We start from the raw sequence: 24,753 nt of genomic DNA, 5'->3' as shown, positions 1-24,753 counted from the left end.
GCTCTAGGCGTACTGCGCCACGCCATTGCCAAGCGACCAGTCTTCCTTCTCCACTTCGAGAAGGCTGATAACAACATCCTCGGGCCGAACACCCGGGTCTGTCTTAAGCCGTTCCGCGATCTCTGCGTAGAGGGCTTTTTTCTTCTCGACTGTCCGGCCGGCATTCAGTGTTATTTGTACGAATACGACATCCCCAGACCTGTCGATGCCGGCATAGTCTCCGCTGTTGTTGAAGTTATCGGCTTCAAGCTCCGTTATGGTCGCGAAGCGATCGTTCTCGGGTATGCCAATGGTTTGGCGCATCGCGAGATAGATCTGCTCCATCAGTGTGCGGCGATACTCTGGCGACTTGCCTTTCTTAAGCGCGATGCGGGTGAACGGCATAACGGCTTCCTTTCAGTTGGCTTGTGACGGCGTCAGGGTTGCAGCGCGACCTTGATGGTGCCTGCCGAACGGTCACGCATCAGGGCATAGCCCTTCTCGGCTTCAGCAAGCGGTAGCGTGTCGGTGAAGATCACGCTGGGGTCGATACGCCCGTTCTCGACCAGCGGCAGAAGTTTCTGCATGTAAGCGACGACGTTCACTATGCCTGTGTGAATGGTGAGATTACGGAACAGAGCTTCCGAATAGGGCGCGTCCACCGGCGCATAAAGATGGCCGAAGCCAAGCACACTGATTGAGGCACCAGCCTGCGCCATGTCGAGGGATTGTTTGAGCGAAGTCTGGTTGCCGATGGTATCGATGATCGACATGGCGCCGCGACCCTGAGTCAACTCTTTGACATACTCGACCGGGTCCGTGAGCTTGCCATTGACAGTGTGCGTCGCGCCGCTTTTCTGACGACCGAATTCGAGCCGGCCTTCGTGTCGACCCACGAACACAATCTGTGACGCGCCAAAAAGGCTTGTCGCCATCACCGAGCATTGCCCGACGGCGCCGTCCCCGATGACCACGACAGTCTCACCCGGACGAACATTTGAGTTCAGGGCGCCGTGAAAGCCGGTCGCAAAGTTATCGGCGAGCGGGAGCGCTTTGGCATCTTCCGCGCCCGTGCTGAGACCCTCGGGGAGTGTAAAGAGCGACGCGTTCGCATAAGGGACACGAACGAACTCAGATTGACCGCCCTGAATGTCATCGCCGCCGTGTTCGACAAAGAAAGGTGAGCCAAACAGGCCGCCATGCTCGCAAGCCGATGTCAGCTCGCGTTTGCAGTAGTGGCACTCGCCATCGACAAACATGGCCGAGGCAACGACTCGCTCGCCCACCTTGACGCTATGAACGTCCTTGCCGACCGCTTCGACGACACCCACGAATTCATGCCCCAGGCGCATCCCTTGCTGCACACCCATCTCGGGCCCATTCTGGGTAAAGTCGAGGTCCGCGCCGCAAATACCTGCAAGCGTGACACGAACGATCGCATCCGTGTCTTTTATCAAACTGGGTTCTTCCAAATTGCCGACACGCACTTCGGCGCGGTCGTGGTAGTAAGTTGCTTTCATGTGTCGAACACCTATTCGAAATGATCTGTTTCGCCGGTTCGCGGCCCGCCGCCCTTTATTGCGCCTGATCTTCAAAAGCCATATGTGGGCGGCCGTTTGAGACTGTCGGGTCAGTTACGGGAATGGCTGTCGAAGACCTTGCTGCTGATCTTCCAAACCCCGTCCTGCTTGATCAGGACAAAGAAATCCGTGAACCGAAGACCGTGCCAGTCGATGAACTCGATCCGCGCCGTTGCGGCGCTTCCGGCGATGCCGATGGCGACGATGCGGTGATTGACGTTCGGCGCCGGGCCTTGCTCCTTCACCGCAGCGATGAACTCGTCGACCGTGAGGGCCATGAACTGCCCATCCAGGGATCCGACGATCCGGGCGTGATCCATCCACACGCCGCGTTGGGCTTCACCGTCGCCGGTGTAGGGACCGTCGATGTAGGGTTTCAGCGCCGTTTCGACGGCTGCGTATTCATCGTAAGACTGACGTTCGGCTTCATTATTGGCGTTCATGGTCGTTTCCTTTGCGGAGGTATGATTAATAATATGACCGGTCGTCTTATTTTAAGGTAAGGCTTCCACTATCGCCGGGCACTTGGGTTAGCGGTTCTGGAGTAACAGGCGGATGGACTTGCGATAGCGTTCGAGGACGCCGGGATCGCGGTCGACTTTAGCCTTCAGTTTTGCGCCCTCAAGGCCCTCGATCACGAATTCCGCGAGGTTCTCGGCGCCGTCGTCATTTCGGATCGTTTCGTCCTTTTGGCCATCTAGAATGCAGGCGGCGACGTCCGAGATCCACGCCTCATACAGCTTGGAAAGACGTGGGCGAAATGCGTCGGAGCTTGCGAGCTCACCACTGAAATTGCCGATGAGGCAGCCGTTCTCGTCGTAGCCGGCAGCGGCGAGATGGCGGTCGATGCGCGTGAGGGCCGGGATCTCGGAGTCACGCAACTCCGTCCGCGTTTTTGCATTGTTCTGCCAGTAGCGCTCCAGCACCTCAAGGCCAAGGGCGTCCTTGCTTTTGAAGTGATTGTAGAACGACCCCTTGGGCACGCCGGCATGGTCCACGACATCCTGGATTCCGCTGCCATGAAACCCCCGTTCGTGAAAAACGGCGAGGCCGGCGGAAAGAATTTTGTCGCGATGGTTCGGCTTGGGCATATCAATAATATGACTGGTCGTCTTGATTTTTCAAGAGGGATGAAGACATGACGGCATTTTTCGCCCGGCGCTGGCATCTGGATGGCACGGGGAAGGTTGGCCGCGGGCTCTATCCGGTCGCTGGGCCCCTAGATCGGATCATGTTTTGACGGAACCACTTCGTGGTTGCGCCAAAACATGTGAATCCGATCGACATCAAACAGTTAGAGCAGATTCACCCGGTCGATGGATCGCCTTCGGCGATTCCATCCGACCGGGATCTGCTCTAAGAATGAATGACTGTTACGGGCCGAATGCAGCCCATGGACTCTGATCCGATTGACTGGCCGCTCTGCCAAGGGGAATGCCGCCTGGTGGAAAGCGGCAGCCACAAGGAACTGGTCGCCGCCAACGGCCTCTACGCCCGCCTCGCCGCCCTGCAGTTCGGCCAGGCCGCGGCGTTGGATACCTCGGCGGCTTAGGGCGCGACCTTACAGCTCACGGCTGCCCGCCGGCACCGCCGGCTGTCCGGAATTGCTAGTACTGTATGTAGGGCTGCTGGAGTGCGTCCGGTAAAAATCCAAGCACCTCCTCGACGACCGTGCGATAAACGTTGGCGCCGCGCCGCGCGTTGGTGAATACCAGGACCGCCCGCTTCTCGGACCGCGATCCCATGACAAAATGCTTGTAGCCGACGTTGTCGCCCCAATGCCAAAACCAATCCACATCGGCGCGGCGTTCTATGCCCCAACCGAGCGCCCAGGCAAGTTGCGCGCTGGCGGAAAGATCGATCTGAGGACTCAGCATGGCCCGGGCAAGCTCGCTATCGTCCTCCAGCATGACCCGCAGGAAGCCTGCGTAGTCTGAGGCCGTCGTATGCAGCGAGTAAGCGGCGCCGGCTTCCCGGATACGCCACTTCTCCCCCGCACGGCCCCTATGGTCATGAGGCATGGCAAAGTCCGCTTCGAAGCCGTCGGACCAAAGGTAGCTTGTTCTCGGCATCCCGATTGGTTGGAAGACGAGCGCCTCCATGATCCTGTCCAACGCCTCATCGCTTTGTTTTTCGATCACGGCCTGCAGGTACATATAGCCCTCACCGGAGTAACCGAATTCGCTGCCTGGACTACGCAAAAACTTGAGCGGCTTTGCCTGAGCGGAAAAACGGTCCGGGCGCCAGTTGGGCAAGCCCGTCGTGTGCGAGAGCACGTGGCGGGCCGTTACGCGGTCGATGCGCGCGTCGTCGATTACATAGAGTTCGTTAAGCTTGCCCGAAAGCGTGAGGTCCAAGTCGAGTTTACCTTGGCGGGCCATCGTCAGCATGGCATAGGCGAAAAGCGGCTTACCCAGTGACGCTGCCTCAAATATGGTGTCCGGACCGACGGCCTCCGGGTTTCTAGATCGCCTTAGCCCATATCCCCGCAGGAGCTTCTGGGGGCCATCAATGACCACCACCGCAGCGCCGGGTACCTTGTATTCGTCAAGCCGCTGGGGAACCAGTTCGTCGAGCCTTCTTTCCAGCGCAGCAAACGCCTCGGTCGCCGCATGAGACCGGTCCGAGTTGGATGTGGTGGGCGTTGACGAGGTCAAAGCAGCTGGAAACCTACCGACGTTTCGCTTCGGTTTGCCGAGGCGCAAACAATGCCACCCGATAATACTGTGTCATGGGCTTCAAGCAACGCAGCGGGTTGTCGTTCTTAGAAGATGATATCGCTACCGCCTGCAGACAACGCAGGACGATCGGACGACGAGCCGGTTAGAGCCCTGATGCGACATCCATGAATGATGAAAATCTCAGATGTCGTGAAACGTTACCTGGTCTCGACCAGTCGATAGCCGCAGTCCAGTTCCGCAAGATTGAGCAAATCAGAGTAACGCTGCTCCCACGCGCCGCTCTTCAAATCCGCCTCAAGCTTTCTTAACCCGTCGGAAACATCACCCAATGCCCAGAACGACGACATGGCGGCACGTACCCGCTCCTCAAGATAGGCCGCGGGACGCCGCCAGTAGCCAGCCAAGAAACCATCCGTACAGTCGTGAGGAATTGGCACCACCGAAACTTCTGTGGAGCCAAGCCACCTTTCATAGTCTGTCATTTTCGGCATTTGTCCCTCATCCAACGTCACAAGTGCCGGGAAATAATCGGCAAGCCAAAACCCACGGAATGAAGGGTCGTAGGTCAGAAAAATGATCTTATCGCGCGTGACCCGGCGCATCTCCATGGCTCCCCGTTCCTGGTCAGACCAATGGTGAATAGTCAGGAGGGCCATCGAAGCGTCGAACGACTTGTCTTCAAAAGGCAGGTCTTCCGCACCACCCTGAAAGACGTTGGCGTCAGTAGCGGAACGCTGTTGTATCATCTCTGCTGAAGGCTCTATCGCCGTGACCTGCCTGTCAGTCGGCTCATATGAACCAGTCCCAGCCCCGACATTCAAAACGGTCCGGGCAGCCCCCAAAGCGTCTTCAATCTTGCGGGCTATTCGGGCGTCCGGCCGTCGTAGGTCGGCGTAATTCAGTCCAATTGTGTCGTACAAAGAGTTCATATGACCCTGTACCATGAGAGGCCTGTTTCGTCAGTACCGATGGCCGCTTTGTCTGCATTTCAGTCATCCCGCGCGGGACTAACAACGGCCGCTTGCGGGTCGAAATCGGCACCTATCCCATGACCAGAGCGATGGATCCTCGGGCCCGCAAACCGCAATACGTGTGTAAGCCCACCTTCGATGCGGCTTCGGCTTTACCATCCGGCTGACGTCGCCGCCGTTCCCGGGCGCGCGGCAGACAGGGTTCAGTCCGCGCGCGGCGCGTTGTTGTCGACGACCTCCTGATAGGCCAGGAGATCCAGAAAAGCTTCCGCTTCGGTAACGAGGCCGTTTTCCATCTGAAAGATCCAGACGAACTGATTGTTGTAAGGCGTACCCGACGTCGTGATCGCCGAACCGTCGAAGCGAATGATGACGGTGTCTTTCTGCGCCCAGATGTCGTGCACCTCGGGCACCAAGGGGCTCACGAGGCGACTTGTGAGCGGCTTGGCGGCCCGTTCGACGAAGTCGTCCATATTGGTGTAGGTGCCGGCCACCGGCCCTGAGCCGTGGATCGTCCAGACCACATCGGGGGCCAGAAGTTCGTTGAAGACATAAGTCCCCTCGGTCCATGTCTCGAACGCTTGGCGCACAACTGCTTCGTTCGCGGCGGTGGCGTCGGGCTGATCGGCCTGGGCGGTCATCGTGGTCGCGGCAATGGCCAGTACGCAGGCGGAAAGAGTCATCAGGCGTGAGCTTCGGAAGTCGATCATTGTCGGTCCCTTCAGTTGGGTTGGGTAGAACGGCACACAGGAACGCCGGCGCTATCCGTTCGCGTCACTGGGCAGAGGCTGTCGGCCGGATGGTGATCTCGGTCGTATCGACGCTGTCGGGCGCCTCGATCACCTGCCGTACGGCGCGGGCGACGTCTGCGGGCTGCAGCGCGATGGCCCGAAACGCATCCATCACGGCCATCGTTTCCTCGTGGGTGATGGTCGAGGCCAGTTCGCTTTCCACGACGCCGGGATTGACGCAGGTGACGCGGATCTTGTCGCTCTCCTGCCGCAGCCCGTCGGAGATCGCGCGGACGGCAAACTTCGTGGCGCAATAGACGGTGCCCGTCGGCACGACGTAGTGGGCGCCGATCGAGGCGATGTTGATGATCTGTCCGCCGCCCTGGCGCTCCATCTGCGGCAGCACCGCGCCGATCCCCCAAAGCACGCCCTTGATGTTGACGTCGACCATGCGTTCCCACTCATCGTGCTTGCCTGCGGCGAGCGGTGACAGCGGCATCACGCCGGCATTGTTCACCAGCACGTCGATCCGGCCCCAGGTGTCGATGGCAAACTGAGCGAAGTCCGTCACCGCGGCGCGGTCGGTTACGTCGAGCGCCAGGGCCTCGGCGGTGCCGCCCGCCGTCTCGATTTCGGCCGCGACGGCCTTGATGCGGTCGCGCCGCCGGGCCCCCAAAAGAACCTTCGCCCCGGCTGCGCCAAGCGCGCGCGCAATGCTTTCGCCGATGCCGCTGGATGCCCCGGTAATAAGAATGATCTTGTCCAATTCGTCCTCCTGTCTTGGGTTCGAATGAACAAATGGCAGTTTTCGGCGTCGTCGCTACTGGCCTTCTGAGCGACAGAGTGGTAAGCAATGCTGTACAATGAGAATTGATTTGAACCTTCTGCCGCTTTTCCTCGCGGTCGCGGAAGAAGACAACTTTCGAGCGGCCGCAGACCGATTAGGGGTGACCCGTTCGGCCGTAAGCCAGGGCGTTCGCAGGCTGGAGGACGCGTTCGGAGCGGCGCTTGTCACCCGGACGACCCGCGCCGTGCGTTTGACAGAAGCGGGCGAACGGTTGCTGGAGGGTTTGTCCCGGCCCCTGTCGGACATCCGCTCTGTCCTTGAGCAGGTTGCGGGCGATGTTACCCCACGGGGTCATCTGAAGATCGCCGTCACTTCGATCGCGGAGCGGTTCCTGTCGGGCCCTCTGGTCGCCTCCTTCGCCGAGCGTTGCCCAAACATAACGCTTGACGTGACGGTAACCGACGAAGAGTTCGACATTGTGGCTGCCGGCTTCGACGCGGGCGTGCGGCTCGGTGAGATCATCGAACAGGACATGATCGCGGTGCCGGTCTCCGGCGATCAGCGCGAGATGGTGGTGGCCGCGCCGGGCTATCTTGATGCTCACGGCACGCCGTCGCACCCGCGCGAGCTGCTCGACCACCGTTGTATCGGCTGGCGCCCGGCCCCGAACGTCGCGCCTTACCGCTGGGAGTTCGAAGAGAACGGCATTCCCTTCGACATCGCGGTCGGGCCACAGATTACCACCAACGACCTGCACCTCATGCTGCGGTCGGCTGTCGCCGGCGGCGGGATCACCTTCGTGACGGAGGAGACCGGCCGGCCCTATGTGGAGTCCGGCGATCTCGTTCCGATCCTGCAGGACTATCTGCCGCCGTTCCCAGGCTTCTTCCTTTACTTCCCGCAGCGCCGGAACATGGCCCCAAAGCTCCGGGCGCTCGTTGACCATGTGAAGCTGAAAGGGGCTTCCGGTGTCTGACCCTCAATGCAGCTTCAGTTTCGGGCGCACGATCCGGTTGACGTGGCCGACCAGGATCAGGGCGAGGCCCTTGATCCAGCCGTGGATGGCGATGAGGTGCATGCGGTAGAGGGAGGTATAGGCGATGCGGGCGAGGCGGCCCTCGATTGCCATGCGCCCGCCGATCAGGTTGCCCATCAGGCTGCCGACGGTCGAGAATCGGCTGAGCGCGACCAGCGACCCCCGGTCGTTGTAAACGAAGTCCTTCAAAGGACGGCCTTCGGTAATGCAGACGATGTTCTCGAAGACCTGGTTGGCCATCTGGTGGGCGGCCTGGGCGCGCGGTGGAATCGGGCGCTCCGCATTCTCCGGGGTGTAGGCGCAGCAGTCGCCGATGGCGAAGATCCGATCGTCCCGGGTTGTCTGCAGGCTCGCCCGGACGACGAGCCGGTTCGCCGGGTCCGCTTCAAGCCCGTCGAGAGATGCGAGATAGTCAGGTCCCTTCACACCCGCCGCCCAGAGGGTCAACTCGGCGGGGATGGTTTTCCCGTCTTTCATTTTGACGGCGAAGGGCTGCACTTCTTCCACGATGGTATCGGTGAGGATCTCGACCCCTAGGGCTTCGAGTTCGGCGGCGGCGGCCTCGGCAAGCTTCTCCGGCAGGGCCGGGAGGATGCGCGGGCCGGCCTCGAGAATCGTGACCTTGAGGCGCGTTTCGTCGAAGACTTCCAGGCCATAGTGGCGCAGCGCATGGGCGGCGTTGTAGAGCTCCGCCGCCAGTTCGATCCCGGTGGCGCCGGCGCCGACGATGGCGATCCGGACCATGCTGTCGGTCTGGCCCTGGGCGACGTTATGGGTGACGCGCAGGCAGGCGTTCAGAAGCTTCGAGCGAAAATGGTCCGCCTGGGTGCGGTCTTCCAGGAAAAGGGCGTGCTCCAGGACGCCGGGAATCCCAAAGTCGTTGGACACCCCGCCGACGGCGAGCACAAGGTAGTCATAGCGGATCGCATGCGCCGCGATGATCTCCCGGCCGTCTTCGTCTTTGAGGGGGGCGGTATGCACCAGCCGCTTTTCCCGGTCGATACCGGCAAAGGTGCCATAGAAGAAGCGGTAGCCCCATCGCACGCCGTGACCGCCGTAGCCGACCTCATCCATGTTCGCATCCAGAGAACCCGCCGCTACTTCATGCAGCAACGGTTTCCAGATGTGCGTCCGGTTTCGTTCGACGAGGATGATGTCGTAGTCGTCGCGCCCGAAGCGGTCGCCCAGGCGGCGGACCAGCTCCAAACCACCGGCGCCGCCGCCCACGACGACGATCTGCGTCTTGCTCTGTTTTTCCTTGGACTTGTCGCCTGAATTTTCCTGGGACTTCTCCAGGGGATTTCCCTGGGGCTCACCGTTAGCCGTCATCGTGTCCAACCTAGCGCTGGGTCAGTTTGAATTCGATGCGGCGGTTGCGGCGGAAGGCGATCTCGTCGTTGCCGCCGTCGAGCGGCTGGAACTCGCCGAAGCCGGTGGCGGCCAGGCGGTTGGCGGGGATGCCTCGGTCGATCATGAACTTCACCACGGCAATGGCCCGGGCGGCGGAGAGCTCCCAGTTGGAGGGGAATTGGAAGGTGGCGATGGGCGCCCGGTCGGTGTGGCCGTCGACCCGCATCACCCAGTCCAGTTCGGTGGGAATGGTGCCGGAAATCTCTTTCAGGGTTTCCGCAAGACGGCCGAGCTGGACCTGGCCCTGATCGCCGATGGTGGCCGATCCGCTCTGAAACAGGATTTCCGACTGGAACACGAAGCGGTCGCCGACGATGCGAATGTCCTGGCGGTTGCCGATGGCCTCGCGCAGCCGGCCGAAGAATTCGGAGCGGTAGCGCGCCAGTTCCTGCACCTTGCTGGCCAGGGCGACATTCAGGCGCTTGCCCAGATCGGCGATCTGCACCTGCTGGGCCTCGTTCTGCGATTCCGCCAGATCCAGGGCCTCGGAGAGGGTCGAGAGCTGCTGACGCAGGACGGCGAGCTGCTGATTCAACAAAGAGATCTGGATCTGCGCTTCTTCGGAGAGTTTCGTCTGTTCGACGAGGGCGGCGGAGGTGTCCTGTCCGGCAGCCTCGGCGGCGCGCAGCTTTTCGACCAGATCGTCGCGCAGGGATTTCAGGATGGCGAGTTCGGCGAGCTGGGCCTCGATCTTTTCCTTGTCGGCATCGATGGTCGTATAGGCGGCTTCCAGCTCCAGCCTGCCGGCGGCGATGGCGGCCAGGGCCTCTTCCAGTTTCTTTTGATCGGTCTGCAGGCGGGCCAGGGCGGCATCCAGTTCGGCCTGGCGCGCATCCAGGGCTTGCTGGCTCTCAGCCAGGGCCGTGTCGCGTTCGGCCAGCGCGCTGCGCGCCTGTTCGAGTTCTTCGTCGTTGGCGTTGGCCAGGGCGGCGAGGCGGTTGGACTCTTCCTGTTCCGCCGCCAGCAGGCTCGCCAGGCTGTCGCGCTCGTCGGCCAGGGCGGCGAGTTGCTCGGCCAGGGACTCGCGCTGCTCGGTCAGGGCGGCAAGCTGGCCGGCCAGGGATTCCCGGGCGGCCAGGGAGGACTGCAGCTCGGAAGACAGCTGTGCTACGCTCGTGCGCAGCTCGGTACTGGCATTGCGCTCCAGCGCCAGCAGATCGGCCAGCTCGTTGATCTCGTTTTCCAGGCGCAGCAGCGCCTCGTCCTTGCCGGTGATGGCGACGGTCAGGAAGAACTGCGCCACCATGAAGACCATGAGGACGAAGATGACCACCATCAGCAGGGTGGCGAGGCCGTCGACGAAGCCGGGCCAGATGTTGATGGAGCGCCGCGATCCGCCACGGCCCAGGGCGTACATGCGCTAGCCTTCTTCGGCCATGGCGGCCAGGGTGCGGGTCAGCAGGCGGATTTCGCTGCGCAGTTCCTCGACCGCCTGCTCGCGCCCGCCGGCCATCTCGGCGGACATGCGCTCCAGCCGCAGATCCAGATTGCGTATGTGCCCCTTGGTCGCTTTGTCGAAACCGCCTTCCTCGCCGCCAGCATCGGCAATGCGGATGAGGATCGGCTTCAGACTGGCCTGAGTCTCGGCAAGGGACAGCATGACCGACTGCTCGGTGCGCATGTGATCGGTGAGGCTGCTGAGCCGGTCGCTGAGCGCCGCCAGATTCTGGTTCACCGAGCTGCGGTCTTCCTCGCCGCGCGCCACGGTGCGCTGAAGCTGCTCCAGGCTGTCGGCGGTTTTCTCCAGCAGGGCATGGACGTAGGCGGAAACCGGCTGCTCGCCTTCGCCGGTGGCGCCGGCGCTGCCCAGCTTGGTGATGCTGGAAAGCCATTCTTCCAGTTGGTTCACGAAGCGGTTGTGGGCCTGACCCGAGTTCAGTTCCAGAAAGCCGAGCACCAACGAGCCGGCGAGGCCGAAGAGGGAGGAACTGAAAGCCGTGCCCATGCCGGAAAGCGGTGCTTCCAGGCCGCCCTTCAATTCCTCGAAAAGCGAGACCGGATCGCCGCCGCCGGACAGGCCGCCGATGGTCTGGCCGACCGCATTCACCGTATCCAACAGGCCCCAGAAAGTCCCCAGCAGGCCGAGGAAGATCAACAGGCCGATGATGTAGCGGGAGATCTCGTGGGATTCCTCGATGCGCGCATGGATGGTGTCCAGCAGGCTGCGCATCGACATGGTCGAAAGGCTCAATCGCCCAGCCCGGTCGCCGATCATGGTCACCATGGGCCCGAGCAGGCGCGGCGGTGTGTCCTGGGAAAGGGTGCCCGGAAAGATCAGCCCGCCGCGGCTTTCCCGTCGCAGGGTTTCCAGCCAGTGGATCTCGCCCCTAAGGCCTAGCACCTGGACAAAGCTGAGCCCCACGCCGAACAGCAGGATCAGTATGATCAGGCCGTTGAGCGCCCAGTTGGCCAGGAAAGCGTCTTGCAGCTGCGGTGCGATGAAGGCGGCGACAACGATGACGGCCACCAGGAAGAGCACCATGCGCAGGAGATAGGTCTGCAGGAAGGACATGCGAAAGGTCTTTTCCTCCGTGTCCGCCCCATTCCCCAAGGGCGGGCCGGTCAGTGAACAGATACAGCCGATGACGCAAAGCCCTTTTGCATCATGACCCGACTCTACATATCACGTCCCAGTGGCTCGACACAGAATTTCGTGACATCGAACCCATGGAGCGACAGAGCGCTAACTATTTGTATTTGCTGTAATTGACCCTTGGTACCGGGTCGCATTCCCGGCGGCTCGATGCTGAACCGCCGTGCCGGGGGTCAGCTGCCGACGGGTTTGATGTCCACCCGATTCGCCGGGCCGCTGCCCGACGTGCCGCTCGGCGGGCGCACCTGGATGCGGGCCGAGGGAATTCCGGCGTCGATCAGGAAAGTCCGGACTTTCAACGCCCTGGAAAGGGCGAGCTGGCGGGCGAGGTCCGCCGATCCGTCGGTGCTGGAGGCAAAACCGAGCACCTGAATGCGGTCGCCGCCCTTGTCGCGCAGATCATCGGCCAGCGAGCGAAGCGTTTCCTGGGCCGAGGTGGTCAGCTCCGCCGAATTGGGATCGAAGATGAAGGAAATATCGTCGACCGCCAGCGGCAATCCAGCCGTTTCGGACAGGCTGGCAGTCTGCTGAAGCGGGACGGAGACCGATGTTTCCCCGGCCGGCCCTTCCACAGCAGCCGGTTCCGGCGCCGCGGCGACCTCAGTCATCTCAGCTGTCGCTGCTGCCTGATCCGCCGGCAGCAGGCTGAGCGGTGCGTTGCTGTCAGCCGTATCGTTTGCCGCCGCAACGCTTTGAGACGGCATATCGGCGGGGGCCGCGTCCGGCATTTCCGCAACCGGCATCCGGTCGGCATCGGTCAGCGGCTGAACGGCGCGGGTCGCTGGCTCAGTTGCCTCGACCGCCGGGGCCTCGGCCATTGCAGGCTCGGCCACGGGCGCTTCCACAGCGCTGTCTGATCGGACCGGTTCTCTGAACTCCGGTGCCAGGTCTTCGTTTGCAGGTAAGAGGGCCGTTTCCACGGCAACCGGCGGCAGGCCCTGATCCACGGCTTCCTGCAGCCCCGGCTCCTGCTGTTCGGCTTCCTCAAGCGTGGCCAGCATGGCGGCGGAGGGTTCCGGCTTGCGTTGTGCGGGCTGGGGGACCGGCTTGGATTCGATGATCACCGTCTCGAAGACCCACTCGCCCTGGTCGGCCGGGGCCGTTGCCTCGGCATTGGCCAGCGGCAGCAGAAGCTGGGATTGGGGCTCCGGCCCCTCGGCGAAGGCATTGTCGAAAGCCTGCTTGCGCTGTTCGCGGGCCGCCTCTGTCGCAAAACCCGGGGTCAGGCTGCTGGAAGGCTCGCGCAGCGGCGGGAACAGCAGGGTGCCCGGCCGCGTCACCACAAAGGCCCCGTTGCCCTGGGGCTGTGGGGCGGCGCTGCGGGATCTGGTATTGCCGGAGCCAATATTGAACGTCGGGGTCAAACCGGGCGCCGGCGCGGCCTGGGGGGGCACTGCTTGGGGCAGGGTGGCCGGGGGCAGCGGCGCCAAAGGCGCGGGGCCCGGGCCCAGGCTGTTCAGGACGTCATTGTTGATCACAATGTCCGAATTCGACCGATATTGCGCCCATGCCGGGCCTGCGGCCAAGCCAACGGCCAGAAAACCGGCAGCTGTCAAAAGGCTCAGCACCGCCGCTTTACGCGGCCCCGCGGCCCTGTATTTCAGGCTTCGAAGACATCCCTGGTCGGCGAACATGCTCATTTGGCCCCTGGCACCCGTTCTCCTTGGAGAACCCTTTGGTTAACAGTATTCCTCCGGCAGGCCTGGGACAACCGCTTTACAGGCGTCGCCAAACACAGCCCACCAAAAGGATGTGGACTGCCGGGACCCTATTATGGCGCCTTTTGGTTACTCAAAGGTTTGCGAAGCAACTTCATTATGTCGCTGTGTATGTTGTTGTTGCTGGCCAAGATAGAGGGGCTTTCCGGGTTGATAGGCTTGCCGTTAACTTCGCTCACATAGCCCCCGGCCTCGCGCACCAGGATGATGCCGGCGGCCACATCCCAGCGGGACAGCCCCCATTCCCAGAAGCCGTCGAAGCGCCCGGCGGCGATATAGGCCAGGTCCAGTGCGGCTGAGCCCCAGCGCCGGATGCCGGCGGTCTTTTCGGTAATCGCGTCCACTTCGCCGAGGAACCGGGGGCGGTCGCCGTGGCCGAGGAAGGGCGCGCCGGTCCCGATCACGCAGTCGCCCAGGCGGCTGCGGGCCGATACGCGCATGCGCCGGCCGTTGTGAAAGGCGCCGATTCCGCGCTCGGCATGGAAAAGATCGTTCTTGATCGGGTCATAGACGAGGCCGGCGATGATCTCGCCCCGCTCTTCCAGGGCGATGGAGATGGAAAAATGCGGCAGGCCGTGCAGGAAGTTGGTGGTGCCGTCCAGCGGATCGACGACCCAGCGCCGGCCGCTGCCGTCGCTGTCCGGCTGGGTGCCCGATTCTTCCATCAGAAAGCCATAGCCGGGCCGCGCCTTCGCCAGTTCCTCCTTGATGGTCTTTTCCGCTTTCAGATCGGCCGCGGAGACAAAGTCCGCCGGGCCCTTGCGCGAGACCTGAAGGTTTTCAAGCTCGCCGAAATCGCGTTTGAGGCCGCGCGAGGCCTTGTCGGCGGCCTTTTCCATGACATTGATGAGGGCGGAACGGGTGGCCATGGCGGGCGGGACTTTCTCGAAAGCGGTGTTGGAAGGGCGCGGTGTGGGAAGGCGGGAATAAGCCCGGCGTTGCCGGGCGGGCGGCTGGATCAGTCCTTGGCCCGCTCGACGTAACTGGCATCGGCGGTGTTGACCACGATGCGGGTGCCACTGGCGATGTGTGGCGGGACCATGACCCGGGCGCCGTTCTCCAGCTTTGCGGGCTTGTAGGAGGAAGAGGCAGTCTGACCCTTGACCACCGCGTCGGCCTCGACGATCTCCATGACCACGGTTTCCGGCAGCATGACCGAAATCGGCTCGTCCTCGTAGGATTCGATGGTGACCGCCATGCCGTCCTGCAGGAAGATCACCGGCTCGCCCACCAGATCCTTGTTCAACATGATCTGTTCGTAGGTGTCGTTATCCATGAAGGTCAGCATGTCGCCGTCGGCGAAGAGGAACTGGAAGGCCTTCTGGTCGAGGCGGACCCGCTCGACGTCCTCGCTGGCGCGGAAGCGCTCGTTCAGCTTGGTGCCGTCGCGGAGGTCCTTCAACTCCACCTGCAGATAGGCGCCGCCCTTGCCGGGCTGGGTGTGCTGGGTCTTCACGGCCCGCCAGAGGCGGTTCTTGTGCTCGATGACGTTGCCGGGGCGGATGGCATTGCCGTTGATCTTCATGGCTGAATAGTCCGGAAAATGGCGGTTTTGGAAAGCGCGCGGAAGCTACCAGCTTGCCCCAGGGGTGGCAACGCCCCTGGTGGCGCTTTGCGGCGCCTGTCTTCCGGGCCGCTCAGTCGGGTTGGGCCAGCGCTTCCAGGAGCCCGGTGAAAGCGGCTGCCGGGTCCGGGGCCTCCAGCCAGAATGCAGGCGGGAGGGCCAGGAAGTCGGCCCCCAGGGCGGCCAGGGCGCGGGCCTTGGCCGGGTCGTCGGCGCCGAAGGCAACCAGGGGCGGGGTCATCCAGTGGGCCCACCAGTCGACCAGCTCCGGGTCGGCGGCCAGGGTGCCGTCGCCGGGGGGGTCATCGGCGGCGCCGAAGGCGATGTAGTCGGCGCCCTGTTCTCCGGCCTCCATCGCCGCGTGACGCGAGGTGCCGCAGCCGGCGCCGATGATCAGGTCGTCGCCGAGCCGCTGGCGCAGCTTTTTAATGGCACCGCCCTTCTCGCGCAGGGTGATGTGCACGCCGTCGCAGCCGCTGGGGCTCACCAGATCCACACGGTTCTCCAGCAGCACCGCGACGCCCTCGCCCTGGGCCCTTTCGACAAGGGGTGCGATGGCTTCGAGAAAGCCGGCATCCTCCAGCGGGCCGTCGCGCAGCAGCAGGACCGCGGGCTTGGGGACTGTGCCGCTTCTCAGCAGCTTGTCCAATGCTGCCGCAAGGCGGCCGTCGGTGAAGGTCGCATCATCGGGGTTTGGCGCGATCAGCAGGATCTGGGGAAGGTCGTCGGACAAAGGCTGGGTCTTTCGGGTTTCGAGTCTTGAAAGTTGGATGAAGGCTAGGGCGCCTGCTCCAGCCAGGCGCGGCAGGCCCCGGCGGGATCGCTCTCCGCGGCCAGGTCCAGGCTGTCGAGCTTGCCGGTGATCAGGTGATAACCCTCGTTGTCGGCCAGGGCCTGCAGTTTCCCGGTCTGGACCTTGCCGCCGGTGAAGCGCACCGATCTCACCCCCTGGCGGAAGGCGGCCATGACCAGGCCCGGCTTGTCGCCGCAGTCCAGGACGGCGGAGAAGTCCGCATCGGGAACCTCCCGCTCGGCGGCCTTGACGACTTCGCGGAACCACAGGGCGCCGGTATAGGCGGCCGCCCCGGGGGGAGAGGCCAGGGTGACGCCGCAACCCAGCGCGCGGGCTGCTTTCAAGGCGCAGACCGCGTGCTCCAGCGAGTGAATGATGATCGTCTTGGCGTGCATATCCGGGTGCTTCAAACGAAGGCCTTTGGGGAGAATAGGGCCCGAACAGGTTTAAGGGAGGGTGAAAAATAGCCGCAGGGGGCTGAAATCGCGATAGACAGAGAAAAGGCGGGACCCGCGCGGCCCCGCCTTTTGTTTTGCCGACTGACGTCGAAGCGGTTCCAGCCCGCTCCCCCTCCCGGCCACCCATAGGATACTGGCGTTGGGTGGCCGGGAGGGGGAGCGGGCCGGCGCCGCCTGAAGCGAAAACACTTGCCTAGAGCAACTTACCCAGGGCCACAGCGGTGTCGCTCATGCGGTTGGAGAAGCCCCATTCGTTGTCGTACCAGGACAGCACGCGCACGCAGGTGCCGTCGAGCACCTGGGTCTGGGTTGCATCGAAGGTCGAACTGGCCATCGAGTGATTGAAGTCGCAGGAAACCAGCGGCGCCTCGTTGACTGCCAGGACGCCCTTCAGGCGGGGGCCATTGGCGGCCTTTACCATAGCGGCGTTGATGGCCTCTACCGTGGTCTTCTTCTTCGCTTCGATGGTCAGGTCGATCAGGCTGACGTTGGCGGTCGGCACCCGGATCGAAGTGCCGTCCAGCTTTCCGTCCAGGCCCGGCAGCACCAGGCCGGTGGCGCGCGCGGCGCCGGTCGAGGTCGGGATCATGGAGAGCGACGCCGCCCGGGCCCGGCGCAGGTCCTTGTGCAGGGTGTCGACGCTCGGCTGATCGCCGGTAAAGGAATGCACGGTGGTCATGAAACCGTGCTTGATGCCGACCGTCTGCTCCAGCACGTGGGCGACCGGCACCAGGCAGTTGGTGGTGCAGGAGGCGTTGGAGATGATCTTATGGCTCTTGCGCATCTTGTCGTGGTTGACGCCGTAGACCACGGTGATGTCGGCGCCGGAGGCCGGGGCCGAAACCAGGACCTTCTTTGCGCCCGCTTCCAGATGCTTGCCGGCGGCTTCCTTGCTGGTGAAGATGCCGGTGCATTCCAGCACGATATCGACGCCCAGCTTGGCCCAGGGCAGTTGGGCCGGGTCGCGCTCCGACAGCACCTTCACCTTTTTGCCATCGACCTTGATGGCGTCCCTCATGGCATCGACCTTGCCGGGGTAGGTGCCGTGTACGGAATCGTACTTCAGCAGGTGTGCATTGGCCGCGGGGGTGCCGAGATCGTTGATCGCAACGAATTCGATGTCCTTGCGCTTGCTCTCCATCGCCGCACGGAAGACGAGCCGCCCGATCCGGCCAAATCCGTTGATCGCAACCTTAACTGCCATGGTCCTGTTCCCTTCTTGCTTGCCGTATCCCGCCCCCTGCGAGGACCGGTACCAATGAGTTTAGACGGGTTTGCGCCGTCAGGCGTAGCGGCCGGTGGCGGCTTCGCTGTTTGCCTTGGCGCGCTCCAGGAAGGCCGCCTGGCCCGCCGCCAGGTTCTTGGCCTTGCCTGACCAGGCCTTCAGCGGGGCGGCTTGCAGGGCGCGGCCATAGGAGAAGCTCAGTTTCCAAGGCAGGTTGCCGAGCTTGTTCATGGCGTCCAGGTGTTCGGTTGCCAGTTCGTCGTTTTGCCCGCCGGACAGGAAGACGATCCCGGGCACCACCGCCGGCACGGTGCGCTTCAGGCAGCGGACGGTACGTTCGGCAACCTCGGCGACGCCGGCCTGCTCGGGGCAGTCCTTGCCGGAGATTACCATGTTCGGCTTCAGCAGTGTGCCTTCCAGCCAGACATTCTGGTTGGCCAGTTCGGCGTAGACGCTGCGCAGCACCTCTTCCGTGACCTCTTCGCAGACGTCGATGGTATGGTCGCCGTCCATCAGGACCTCGGGTTCGACGATCGGCACCAGGCCGGCCTCCTGCGCCAGCGCGGCGTAGCGGGCCAGGGCATGGGCATTGGCGATCACACAGGCGGGGCTCGGCGCGGCATCGCTGATGCGGTAGACACCGCGCCACTTGGTGAAGCGGGCGCCGAGCTTGGCGTATTCCTTCAGCCGGTCGCGCAGGCCGTCCAGGCCTTCGGTGACGGTCTCGTCGGGATGTCCGGCCAGGGGTTTGGCGCCCATATCCACCTTGATACCGGGGATTATGCCGGCGGATTTCAGCTTGGCGACAAGGGTTTTCCCGTCCGCCGCCTTCTGGCGGATGGTCTCGTCGTAGAGGATGGCGCCGGAGATGTATCTGTTGGCTTTGGGTGTGCTGAAGAGCATGTCGCGGTAGTCGCGGCGGTTCTCCTCGGTGGAAGCGATCTTGATGCCGTCGAAGCGTTTCTTGATCGTCGGCGAACTCTCGTCGGCGGCAAGAATGCCCTTGCCGTCGGCGACGAGTGCGTTGGCTGTTTCGGCAAGTTTGGCAGATGTCATGGCTGAGCCCTCCGTTTGCGCTGATCTATATAGGAAGGCCGCACCGCTTTGGAGTGGTCAAAAACGTGTCTTGACGGCTTCCACAACGGCCTCGGCGGTAATGTTGAAGTCTTTATAGAGGTCCTTGGCCGGCGCGGAGGCGCCGAAGGAGCGCATGCCGACAAAGCCGCCGCCGGATTCGATCCAGCGTTCCCAGCCGAAGGGGCTGGCTGCCTCGATGGCGATGTGCAGGGTGCCGGGGCTGAGAACCTCGTCGCGATAGTGCGGCTGCTGCTGCTCGAACAGCTCCCAGCAGGGAACCGACACGACCGCCGCCGATATGCCCTCATCGCGCAGCATCTTCTGCGCCTCCACCGCGATCAGCACTTCGGACCCCGATGCCAGAAGGGTCACCTGCCGCTCGCTGTCGGCCGGCACCATGATGTAGGCGCCGTAGGCGGAGTGGTTTTCGGAGCCGTCCTTGCGCAGCGTGGGCAGGCCCTGGCGGGTCAGGGCCAGCACCGAGGGTGCGTCCTCGCTCTGCAGTGCCAGTTCCCAGCACTCCGCCGTCTCGATGGTATCGGCCGGCCGGAACACCAGAAGATTGGGAATTGCCCGCAGCGCGGCGATCTGCTCGACCGGCTGATGGGTCGGCCCGTCCTCGCCCAGGCCGATGGAATCGTGGGTCATGACATAGATGACCCGTTGTTTCATCAGAGCCGAAAGGCGGATCGAGGGGCGGCAGTAGTCGGTGAAGACCAGAAAGGTGCCGCCGTAGGGAATGAGCCCGCCGTGCAGTGCGATCCCGTTCATCGCCGCCGCCATGCCGTGCTCGCGCACGCCATAGTGGACATAGGCGCCGGAGAAATCGGCGGCAGAGACGATGCCCTGGCTTTTGCTCTTGGTGTTGTTGGAGCCGGTGAGATCGGCCGAGCCGCCGAGCATCGCCGGGATCGCAGCGGTCAGGACGTCCAGGGTCTTTTGTGAAGACACCCGCGTGGCCACCGTCGGCGCCTCGGCGATAATCTCCGCCTTGAAGGCGGCCATGGCCTCTTTCCAGCCTGCCGGCAGTTCGCCTGCCATCTGCTGCTTGAAGGTTCTACGGAGTTCGGCGGGTGTGTCGTTCAGGCGTTCCTGCCAAGCCGCTGAATCGGCGGCGCCGCGCGCACCGGCGCTACGCCAGGATGCCACAATGTCGTCGGGAATCTCGAAGGGCGCGTGGGGCCAGCCGAGGGCGGCCCGGGTGGCGGCGATCTCGTCGTCGCCGAGTGGTGCGCCGTGGGTCGCCGCGGTTCCCTGCTTGTTCGGCGATCCGTAGCCGATGGTGGTCTTGCAGGCAATCAGGCTCGGCCGGTCGCTCGTCTGTGCAGCGGCGATGGCGGCGGCGATGGCTTCCGGGTCGTGTCCGTCCACGCGGGTCGCTGCCCAGCCGCAGGCCTCGAAGCGCTTGATCTGATCGTCGGACACCGTGAGGTCGGTGCTGCCGTCGATGCAGATCGAATTGTCGTCGAACAGCACGATGAGCTTGTTCAGCTTCAGATGGCCGGCCAGCGAGATTGCCTCGTGGCTGAGGCCTTCCATCAGGCAGCCGTCACCGGCAATCGTATAGGTGTGATGATCGACCAGCGCATCGCCGAAGCGGGCGTTCAACAGGCGCTCGGCCAGGGCCATGCCGACCGCATTGGCCAGGCCCTGTCCCAGCGGGCCCGTGGTGGTTTCGATTCCTGTCGCATGACCGTATTCCGGGTGCCCCGCGGTGCGGCTGCCGAGCTGACGGAAATTGCGCAGCTCCTCCATCGTCATATCTTCGTAGCCGGTCAGGTGCAGCAGCGCGTAGAGCAGCATGGAGCCGTGGCCGGCGGAGAGCACGAAGCGGTCGCGGTCCGGCCAGTCGGGCTGGGCCGGGTCGAACTTCAGAAAGCGGGTGAAGAGTACCGTTGCCACGTCGGCCATGCCCATCGGCATGCCGGGGTGGCCGGAGTTCGCCTTTTGGACCGCGTCCATGGCCAGAGCGCGGATGGCATTGGCCATATCTCGGTGGTTCATGTCTTGATGATCCATGGGGGGCTTGCTGTTGTCATGCGGTGCAGACGACGTGACGGCGTCCATCGAAGAAATCCACCTGCGGGAAACCAGAGGGTAGCGGCACAAAACTGCGCGACCGGATGGGCCGCAACATGCCGACACCACCGGCTAAGGTCAACCGGCATCTGGTGGATAACTCGGCGAATTCCGCCGGTGATAGCGGGTTGGGGGGATCGTGGATCGAGAACCGCCGGACAAAGGTGCCGTGTGGCCGTTACTCGTGAGTCACTTTAGGGGTGCCCGGTTGACCGGTTACGGGGCGGATGCTTATGTTGAAGGTGAAGACCAAGGACGGCAGCAGGCGGTCGGCTGCAGGAAGGGACCGGACGGAAAGCCAATGGCACAGATGGATGAAGCCGGCAGACGGCTGCAGCTCGCAATCGAGAATCTTGAAAAGGTGGTTTCGGCCCGCGTCGCGCAGGGCGGCGACGATACCGCATTGCGCGAAGCCTTGAGCGCGGCGCAACGCGAGAACGCGGTGCTGCAGCAACTGACCAGCAGCGTCTCGGCGCGGCTGGATCAGGCGATCGGGCGGCTTCGCCGCCTGACAGGCTGACGCCGATGGCACAGATTTCCCTGATGGTTCACGGCCGCTCCTACCAGGTCACCTGCGATGACGGCCAGGAAAGCCACCTGAAGAAGCTGGCTGAGCATATCGACCGCAAGGTCGTTGAGCTTGAAGGCAGCATCGGCCAGGTGGGTGAACAACGCCTTTTGTTCATGTCCTGCCTGCTTGTCGCCGACGAGCTTTTCGACGCCCGGCGTCAGATCGACGGGCTGAAGGCCGGCGAGACGCCGTCCGGCCGGGGGGCTGCGAATCCGGCCCCGGGTGCCGGTGAAGAGCAGGCTTCGCGCGCCCTCGACGCCTGCGCCCAGCGCATCGAAGCCCTTGCCGCCCGGCTGCAAGAGGCCTAGATAAGGTAAGCTTTGTCGGGTGGCGCTGCTGGGTGCGTCAGGTTTCGAGATCCCTGGGGCCAATACCGAACCTCTAGGGAGCTGTCCCTGCCGGGGCCGTGGTCCTGGTATATGGCGCCCACCTGCTTGGCAGGCCACAGAGGATCCTATGCTACCAACGGCCTATGCGGCGCCACCCGATACCTATCCTGAGCCCGGTTCCGGCCCGGTTACCGCCAAGCGGACCGCCGCCTGCGGCGGACGCCGATAGCCGAGCGGTTGAGACCGGACGCCATCTTGTCCCCCGAAAACGCCAGCCCCGATAATCAGCCTGACGATGTTCCCGCCGCCAAGCAACGGCTGCGGACGGCTGCCAAGGCAGCCCGCAAGGCCGCCGCCGAGGCGGATCGGGCGGCCGGCGGTCGGGCGGCGGCGGCGCTTCGCGACCTTTTTATGGCTCATGACATGGCGCTGGCCGATACCGTCGTCTCCGCCTATTGGCCGATGGGCGATGAAATGGACCCGCGACCGCTGCTCCAGGCCTTGGCGGCGGTGGGCTGCAGACTGGCTTTGCCGGCCCTGCGCGGCCCTGGCCGGCCGCTGGACTTCCGCGCCTGGGCGCCCGGGGATCCGCTGTTTCCCGCCGGCTTCGGAACCGAGGAGCCGGCGGCGGAAAGCCCGTTGCTGGAACCGCAGGTTCTGCTGGTGCCCCTGCTGGCTTTCGATGCTCTGGGCTATCGCCTGGGCTATGGCGGCGGATTTTATGACCGCAGTCTTGCGCTTCTGCGCACCAGAGGTGATATCCTGGCACTCGGCTTGGCGTTTTCGGCCCAGCAGGTGGGGCAGGTTCCGCGGGATGGTAATGATCAGAAGCTGGACGGGCTGGTGACCGAAAAGGCGGTGATCCGGTTTTAGTGCCGTTGTGGCAGGCAGCGCCGTTGCGGGCTGGCCTTATTCCTTTGTTAGATTGCGATACCTTCGTATGAGACTTCTTTTTTGCGGCGATATCGTCGGCCGGCCGGGGCGTGACGTCGTGCTCGCCCAGCTGCCCGGTCTGCGCAAGCGGTTGAAGTTGGATTTTGTGATCGCCAATGGCGAGAACGCGGCCTCGGGTTTCGGCATTACCGAGAAGATCTGCCGACAACTCTTCGAGGTCGGCGTCGACGTGATTTCCGGCGGCAATCACAGCTGGGATCAGCGGGAAGTCATGTCCTACATCTCCGGCGAGCCCAGGCTGCTGCGGCCGCAGAATTTCCCCACCGGCACGCCGGGCAAGGGGGTCGGGGTCTTTGAAACCCGCCGCGGGAAGAAGGTATTGGTGGTCAACGTGATGGGTCAGCTTTTCATGGAAGACCTGAACGACCCTTTCGCCTGCCTGGCGGGCGTGCTGGCCCAGTACCGTCTGGGTGCGTCGGTCGATGCGGTGGTCGTCGATTATCATGCCGAGGCGACCTCGGAGAAAATGGCGGCGGGCCACTTTGTCGACGGCAAGGTTTCCCTCTTTGTCGGGACGCACACCCATGTGCCCACGGCCGACAACATGATTCTGCCCGGCGGCACGGCCTATCAAAGCGACGCGGGGATGTGCGGCGACTACGATTCGGTCATCGGCATGGAAAAGACGGTGCCGATCGAGCGCTTCGTGAAGAAGGTGCGGGGCGAGCGGCTGAGCGTCGCCAGCGGCGAGGGCACGCTCTGCGGTGTTTTTGTCGAAACCAACGACGCCAGCGGATTGGCCGAACGGGTCCTGCCTCTGCGCGTCGGCGGGCGCTTGTCAGAGGCTTTGCCCGACTGACCCGATGGGTTGGGCTTTTGGCCGAACCGACGTTTCCGGAAAGTTAGATCAACGCTCGGATGAGACGGAGATAAAGCGCTCGACCTCGCGGTGCAGGACGCCGCTTTGCCCGGTGACTTCCTTGGCAACCTCTTGCGCTGCCTCGACCAGATCGATGGTCGATCCTTGGACACCGGTCTTTTCGGCGATGGACAGCAGTTGGTCCAGAGCATCGAGGCCACTCTGCTCGGCAAAGCCCTCGACCAGATCGGCGGCCTTGTCGAGTCGGCGCGCGACCTCGGCCGAATCGCCCGAGATCTCCTCGGTGATCGCCAGATCTATGATGTTCAACGGCGTCGGCATTGCGGCTTCCGTCCAGTTCCAATGGTTTGCGATGGATTGAGTGTGTCTCAACTGAATTAACGTTGCGTTAACTCGTAAGCGCCCGAAGGGCCCGGCTTGCCGCCAGATGAAGCGCCTGCAAGCCGGGGCCGGCACTGCGAGAGGCTTTAGGTTCGGCCCGCGACCTGATAGAAGCCGCCCTATTGTCGCCATATTGGGGGGGTAACGCTGAAGCTCGAATGCCCCGCTTAACCTCAAAATATGGTAGGCTCAAGCTGACTTCGTCCCACTATGTAGGATAGGATCGTCCAGTTATGGCGGGCCATTCACAGTTTAAGAACATCATGTACCGCAAGGGCGCGCAGGATAAGAAGCGCGCCAAGCAGTTCGCGCGTTTGACCCGCGAGATCCTGGTGGCTGCCAAGTCCGGCCTGCCGGAACCGGACAAAAACCCGCGTCTGCGCGGCGCCATTCAGGCGGCGCGGGCGGCCAATATGCCGAAAGACAATATCGAACGGGCGATCAAACGGGCCGCCGGCGGCGAGGATGACACCAATTATGAGGAAATCCGCTACGAGGGTTACGGCCCCGGCGGTGTGGCGGTGATCGTCGAGGCGCTGACCGACAACCGGAACCGCACGGCTTCCGAAGTGCGCTCGGCCTTCAGCAAGCATGGCGGCACCCTGGGGGAAACGAATTCGGTCTCCTTCATGTTCGACCGCCTCGGTGTCGTGACCTACCCGGTGGCCATCGGTTCTTCCGACGAGGTCTTCGAGGCCGCGGTCGAGGCCGGTGCCGGTGACGTCGAATCCACTGCGGAGAGCCACGAAATCACCTGTGATCCCGATGATTTCTCGTCGGTGCGCGACGCCCTGACCGAACGCTTCGGCGACCCCAGCGCGGCGGAGTTGACCTGGCGGCCGCAGAACACCGTGGCGATCGACGAGGACAAGGCCCAGACCATGCTGAAGTTTCTGGATGTGCTGGACGAGAGCGACGATGTGCAGCGCGTCTCGGCGAATTTCGAGATCAGCGAAGACGTGATGGCCCGCCTGACGGCCTAGGCCGGCCCGCGGAACACAGGACCCGGTCCCTCA

27 protein-coding genes and 1 other RNA gene are annotated in these 24,753 nt (G+C 63.3%); 8 read left to right on the top strand and 20 right to left on the bottom strand.

Going from position 1 to position 24,753, the window contains the following annotated elements:
- Nucleotides 1-3: 3 nt before the first annotated feature.
- From HBA54_RS18165 to HBA54_RS18150, 4 genes are all read right to left on the bottom strand, one after another.
- Entirely contained in the window at nucleotides 4-384 is a 381-nt protein-coding gene (locus HBA54_RS18165) for a tautomerase family protein (RefSeq protein WP_167227211.1), read from the bottom strand.
- A gap of 32 nt (nucleotides 385-416) precedes the next feature.
- Nucleotides 417-1,499, bottom strand: coding sequence for a zinc-dependent alcohol dehydrogenase (locus tag HBA54_RS18160; RefSeq protein ID WP_167227209.1), 1,083 nt, complete (start codon nucleotides 1,497-1,499; stop codon nucleotides 417-419).
- 110 nt (nucleotides 1,500-1,609) lie between these two features.
- On the bottom strand, nucleotides 1,610-2,002 hold the full coding sequence (locus HBA54_RS18155; protein WP_167227207.1) for a nuclear transport factor 2 family protein: 393 nt from the start codon (nucleotides 2,000-2,002) through the stop codon (nucleotides 1,610-1,612).
- An 87-nt stretch (nucleotides 2,003-2,089) separates the two neighbouring features.
- The gene (locus tag HBA54_RS18150) at nucleotides 2,090-2,650 is read right to left on the bottom strand and encodes a TetR/AcrR family transcriptional regulator (protein ID WP_167227205.1); all 561 of its coding nucleotides are present in this window, start codon (nucleotides 2,648-2,650) and stop codon (nucleotides 2,090-2,092) included.
- A gap of 302 nt (nucleotides 2,651-2,952) precedes the next feature.
- On the opposite strand from HBA54_RS18150, the gene HBA54_RS18145 reads away from it, so the two are divergent.
- Complete coding sequence (locus HBA54_RS18145) at nucleotides 2,953-3,111, top strand: hypothetical protein (protein WP_167226981.1); 159 nt, start codon at nucleotides 2,953-2,955, stop codon at nucleotides 3,109-3,111.
- Between the two features lie 55 nt (nucleotides 3,112-3,166).
- On the opposite strand, the gene HBA54_RS18140 is transcribed toward HBA54_RS18145, so the two are convergent.
- From HBA54_RS18140 to HBA54_RS18125, 4 genes are all read right to left on the bottom strand, one after another.
- Nucleotides 3,167-4,216 carry a serine hydrolase domain-containing protein gene (locus HBA54_RS18140; RefSeq protein WP_167227203.1) on the bottom strand — a complete coding sequence of 350 codons (1,050 nt, stop codon included), beginning with the start codon at nucleotides 4,214-4,216 and terminating at the stop codon, nucleotides 3,167-3,169.
- Between the two features lie 221 nt (nucleotides 4,217-4,437).
- On the bottom strand, nucleotides 4,438-5,169 hold the full coding sequence (locus HBA54_RS18135; protein WP_167227201.1) for a class I SAM-dependent methyltransferase: 732 nt from the start codon (nucleotides 5,167-5,169) through the stop codon (nucleotides 4,438-4,440).
- 245 nt (nucleotides 5,170-5,414) lie between these two features.
- Nucleotides 5,415-5,921, bottom strand: coding sequence for a nuclear transport factor 2 family protein (locus HBA54_RS18130; RefSeq protein WP_167227199.1), 507 nt, complete (start codon nucleotides 5,919-5,921; stop codon nucleotides 5,415-5,417).
- A gap of 64 nt (nucleotides 5,922-5,985) precedes the next feature.
- On the bottom strand, nucleotides 5,986-6,708 hold the full coding sequence (locus HBA54_RS18125) for an SDR family oxidoreductase (RefSeq protein ID WP_167227197.1): 723 nt from the start codon (nucleotides 6,706-6,708) through the stop codon (nucleotides 5,986-5,988).
- A 97-nt stretch (nucleotides 6,709-6,805) separates the two neighbouring features.
- Between HBA54_RS18125 and HBA54_RS18120 the strand changes: the two genes are divergently transcribed.
- The gene (locus HBA54_RS18120) at nucleotides 6,806-7,705 is read left to right on the top strand and encodes a LysR family transcriptional regulator (RefSeq protein ID WP_167227195.1); all 900 of its coding nucleotides are present in this window, start codon (nucleotides 6,806-6,808) and stop codon (nucleotides 7,703-7,705) included.
- 3 nt (nucleotides 7,706-7,708) lie between these two features.
- Here the strand turns inward: HBA54_RS18120 and HBA54_RS18115 are convergent, their stop codons facing one another.
- The 11 genes from HBA54_RS18115 to tkt all read right to left on the bottom strand — a co-directional run bounded on the left by HBA54_RS18115 (nucleotide 7,709) and on the right by tkt (nucleotide 20,607).
- Nucleotides 7,709-9,094, bottom strand: a complete 1,386-nt coding sequence (locus HBA54_RS18115) for an NAD(P)/FAD-dependent oxidoreductase (RefSeq protein ID WP_167227193.1) — start codon at nucleotides 9,092-9,094, stop codon at nucleotides 7,709-7,711.
- A 10-nt stretch (nucleotides 9,095-9,104) separates the two neighbouring features.
- Nucleotides 9,105-10,532: a peptidoglycan -binding protein gene (locus tag HBA54_RS18110; RefSeq protein ID WP_167227191.1), complete on the bottom strand. Its 1,428-nt coding sequence runs from the start codon at nucleotides 10,530-10,532 to the stop codon at nucleotides 9,105-9,107.
- 3 nt (nucleotides 10,533-10,535) lie between these two features.
- Nucleotides 10,536-11,687 carry a flagellar motor protein MotA gene (locus HBA54_RS18105; RefSeq protein ID WP_167227189.1) on the bottom strand — a complete coding sequence of 384 codons (1,152 nt, stop codon included), beginning with the start codon at nucleotides 11,685-11,687 and terminating at the stop codon, nucleotides 10,536-10,538.
- 254 nt (nucleotides 11,688-11,941) lie between these two features.
- Nucleotides 11,942-13,246 carry an OmpA family protein gene (locus HBA54_RS29715; protein ID WP_167227187.1) on the bottom strand — a complete coding sequence of 435 codons (1,305 nt, stop codon included), beginning with the start codon at nucleotides 13,244-13,246 and terminating at the stop codon, nucleotides 11,942-11,944.
- A gap of 293 nt (nucleotides 13,247-13,539) precedes the next feature.
- The gene (locus HBA54_RS18095) at nucleotides 13,540-14,355 is read right to left on the bottom strand and encodes an inositol monophosphatase family protein (RefSeq protein ID WP_167227184.1); all 816 of its coding nucleotides are present in this window, start codon (nucleotides 14,353-14,355) and stop codon (nucleotides 13,540-13,542) included.
- Between the two features lie 89 nt (nucleotides 14,356-14,444).
- Complete coding sequence (gene efp / locus HBA54_RS18090; protein WP_167227182.1) at nucleotides 14,445-15,011, bottom strand: elongation factor P; 567 nt, start codon at nucleotides 15,009-15,011, stop codon at nucleotides 14,445-14,447.
- Between the two features lie 112 nt (nucleotides 15,012-15,123).
- A complete protein-coding gene (locus HBA54_RS18085; RefSeq protein WP_167227180.1) occupies nucleotides 15,124-15,783 on the bottom strand; it encodes a thiamine phosphate synthase in 660 nt (219 codons plus the stop codon).
- 44 nt (nucleotides 15,784-15,827) lie between these two features.
- A complete protein-coding gene (locus tag HBA54_RS18080; protein ID WP_167227178.1) occupies nucleotides 15,828-16,238 on the bottom strand; it encodes a hypothetical protein in 411 nt (136 codons plus the stop codon).
- Nucleotides 16,239-16,494: 256 nt separating this feature from the next.
- Nucleotides 16,495-17,505: a type I glyceraldehyde-3-phosphate dehydrogenase gene (gene gap / locus HBA54_RS18075; protein ID WP_167227176.1), complete on the bottom strand. Its 1,011-nt coding sequence runs from the start codon at nucleotides 17,503-17,505 to the stop codon at nucleotides 16,495-16,497.
- Between the two features lie 78 nt (nucleotides 17,506-17,583).
- Nucleotides 17,584-18,582: a class I fructose-bisphosphate aldolase gene (locus HBA54_RS18070; RefSeq protein WP_167227174.1), complete on the bottom strand. Its 999-nt coding sequence runs from the start codon at nucleotides 18,580-18,582 to the stop codon at nucleotides 17,584-17,586.
- Between the two features lie 57 nt (nucleotides 18,583-18,639).
- The gene (gene tkt / locus HBA54_RS18065; protein ID WP_240932751.1) at nucleotides 18,640-20,607 is read right to left on the bottom strand and encodes a transketolase; all 1,968 of its coding nucleotides are present in this window, start codon (nucleotides 20,605-20,607) and stop codon (nucleotides 18,640-18,642) included.
- 376 nt (nucleotides 20,608-20,983) lie between these two features.
- Here tkt and HBA54_RS18060 point away from each other — a divergent pair, with 376 nt between their 5' ends.
- The 5 genes from HBA54_RS18060 (at nucleotide 20,984) to HBA54_RS18040 (ending at nucleotide 23,335) form a co-directional block, all read left to right on the top strand.
- Nucleotides 20,984-21,202, top strand: a complete 219-nt coding sequence (locus HBA54_RS18060; RefSeq protein WP_167227170.1) for a hypothetical protein — start codon at nucleotides 20,984-20,986, stop codon at nucleotides 21,200-21,202.
- 5 nt (nucleotides 21,203-21,207) lie between these two features.
- Entirely contained in the window at nucleotides 21,208-21,561 is a 354-nt protein-coding gene (locus HBA54_RS18055) for a cell division protein ZapA (protein ID WP_167227168.1), read from the top strand.
- A 19-nt stretch (nucleotides 21,562-21,580) separates the two neighbouring features.
- Nucleotides 21,581-21,738: non-coding RNA, 6S RNA (gene ssrS, locus HBA54_RS18050), on the top strand.
- A 99-nt stretch (nucleotides 21,739-21,837) separates the two neighbouring features.
- Nucleotides 21,838-22,455, top strand: a complete 618-nt coding sequence (locus HBA54_RS18045; RefSeq protein ID WP_205944738.1) for a 5-formyltetrahydrofolate cyclo-ligase — start codon at nucleotides 21,838-21,840, stop codon at nucleotides 22,453-22,455.
- A gap of 67 nt (nucleotides 22,456-22,522) precedes the next feature.
- Nucleotides 22,523-23,335 (top strand): TIGR00282 family metallophosphoesterase, encoded by an 813-nt coding sequence (locus tag HBA54_RS18040; protein WP_167227166.1) that lies wholly within the window; start codon nucleotides 22,523-22,525, stop codon nucleotides 23,333-23,335.
- A gap of 48 nt (nucleotides 23,336-23,383) precedes the next feature.
- On the opposite strand, the gene HBA54_RS18035 is transcribed toward HBA54_RS18040, so the two are convergent.
- The gene (locus HBA54_RS18035; RefSeq protein ID WP_167227164.1) at nucleotides 23,384-23,677 is read right to left on the bottom strand and encodes a hypothetical protein; all 294 of its coding nucleotides are present in this window, start codon (nucleotides 23,675-23,677) and stop codon (nucleotides 23,384-23,386) included.
- A 293-nt stretch (nucleotides 23,678-23,970) separates the two neighbouring features.
- Between HBA54_RS18035 and HBA54_RS18030 the strand changes: the two genes are divergently transcribed.
- Complete coding sequence (locus HBA54_RS18030; protein ID WP_167227162.1) at nucleotides 23,971-24,720, top strand: YebC/PmpR family DNA-binding transcriptional regulator; 750 nt, start codon at nucleotides 23,971-23,973, stop codon at nucleotides 24,718-24,720.
- The last annotated feature ends 33 nt before the right edge of the window (nucleotides 24,721-24,753 follow it).

Origin of the sequence: Pelagibius litoralis (assembly GCF_011683915.1) — a bacterium.
Lineage (GTDB): Bacteria > Pseudomonadota > Alphaproteobacteria > Kiloniellales > Kiloniellaceae > Pelagibius > Pelagibius litoralis.
The sequence above is the reverse complement of the archived record's forward strand: the minus strand, read 5'-3'. Positions and strand labels throughout refer to the sequence as shown.

Coding starts and splice junctions, on each gene's coding strand:
- HBA54_RS18165 (WP_167227211.1), bottom strand. CDS start 384: ATGCCGTTCACCCGCATCGCGCTTAAGAAAGGCAAGTCGCCAGAGTAT.
- HBA54_RS18160 (WP_167227209.1), bottom strand. CDS start 1,499: ATGAAAGCAACTTACTACCACGACCGCGCCGAAGTGCGTGTCGGCAAT.
- HBA54_RS18155 (WP_167227207.1), bottom strand. CDS start 2,002: ATGAACGCCAATAATGAAGCCGAACGTCAGTCTTACGATGAATACGCA.
- HBA54_RS18150 (WP_167227205.1), bottom strand. CDS start 2,650: ATGCCCAAGCCGAACCATCGCGACAAAATTCTTTCCGCCGGCCTCGCC.
- HBA54_RS18145 (WP_167226981.1), top strand. CDS start 2,953: ATGGACTCTGATCCGATTGACTGGCCGCTCTGCCAAGGGGAATGCCGC.
- HBA54_RS18135 (WP_167227201.1), bottom strand. CDS start 5,169: ATGAACTCTTTGTACGACACAATTGGACTGAATTACGCCGACCTACGA.
- HBA54_RS18130 (WP_167227199.1), bottom strand. CDS start 5,921: ATGATCGACTTCCGAAGCTCACGCCTGATGACTCTTTCCGCCTGCGTA.
- HBA54_RS18120 (WP_167227195.1), top strand. CDS start 6,806: ATGAGAATTGATTTGAACCTTCTGCCGCTTTTCCTCGCGGTCGCGGAA.
- HBA54_RS18115 (WP_167227193.1), bottom strand. CDS start 9,094: ATGACGGCTAACGGTGAGCCCCAGGGAAATCCCCTGGAGAAGTCCCAG.
- HBA54_RS18110 (WP_167227191.1), bottom strand. CDS start 10,532: ATGTACGCCCTGGGCCGTGGCGGATCGCGGCGCTCCATCAACATCTGG.
- HBA54_RS18105 (WP_167227189.1), bottom strand. CDS start 11,687: ATGTCCTTCCTGCAGACCTATCTCCTGCGCATGGTGCTCTTCCTGGTG.
- HBA54_RS18095 (WP_167227184.1), bottom strand. CDS start 14,355: ATGGCCACCCGTTCCGCCCTCATCAATGTCATGGAAAAGGCCGCCGAC.
- efp (WP_167227182.1), bottom strand. CDS start 15,011: ATGAAGATCAACGGCAATGCCATCCGCCCCGGCAACGTCATCGAGCAC.
- HBA54_RS18080 (WP_167227178.1), bottom strand. CDS start 16,238: ATGCACGCCAAGACGATCATCATTCACTCGCTGGAGCACGCGGTCTGC.
- gap (WP_167227176.1), bottom strand. CDS start 17,505: ATGGCAGTTAAGGTTGCGATCAACGGATTTGGCCGGATCGGGCGGCTC.
- HBA54_RS18070 (WP_167227174.1), bottom strand. CDS start 18,582: ATGACATCTGCCAAACTTGCCGAAACAGCCAACGCACTCGTCGCCGAC.
- tkt (WP_240932751.1), bottom strand. CDS start 20,607: ATGAACCACCGAGATATGGCCAATGCCATCCGCGCTCTGGCCATGGAC.
- HBA54_RS18060 (WP_167227170.1), top strand. CDS start 20,984: ATGGCACAGATGGATGAAGCCGGCAGACGGCTGCAGCTCGCAATCGAG.
- HBA54_RS18055 (WP_167227168.1), top strand. CDS start 21,208: ATGGCACAGATTTCCCTGATGGTTCACGGCCGCTCCTACCAGGTCACC.
- HBA54_RS18040 (WP_167227166.1), top strand. CDS start 22,523: ATGAGACTTCTTTTTTGCGGCGATATCGTCGGCCGGCCGGGGCGTGAC.
- HBA54_RS18035 (WP_167227164.1), bottom strand. CDS start 23,677: ATGCCGACGCCGTTGAACATCATAGATCTGGCGATCACCGAGGAGATC.
- HBA54_RS18030 (WP_167227162.1), top strand. CDS start 23,971: ATGGCGGGCCATTCACAGTTTAAGAACATCATGTACCGCAAGGGCGCG.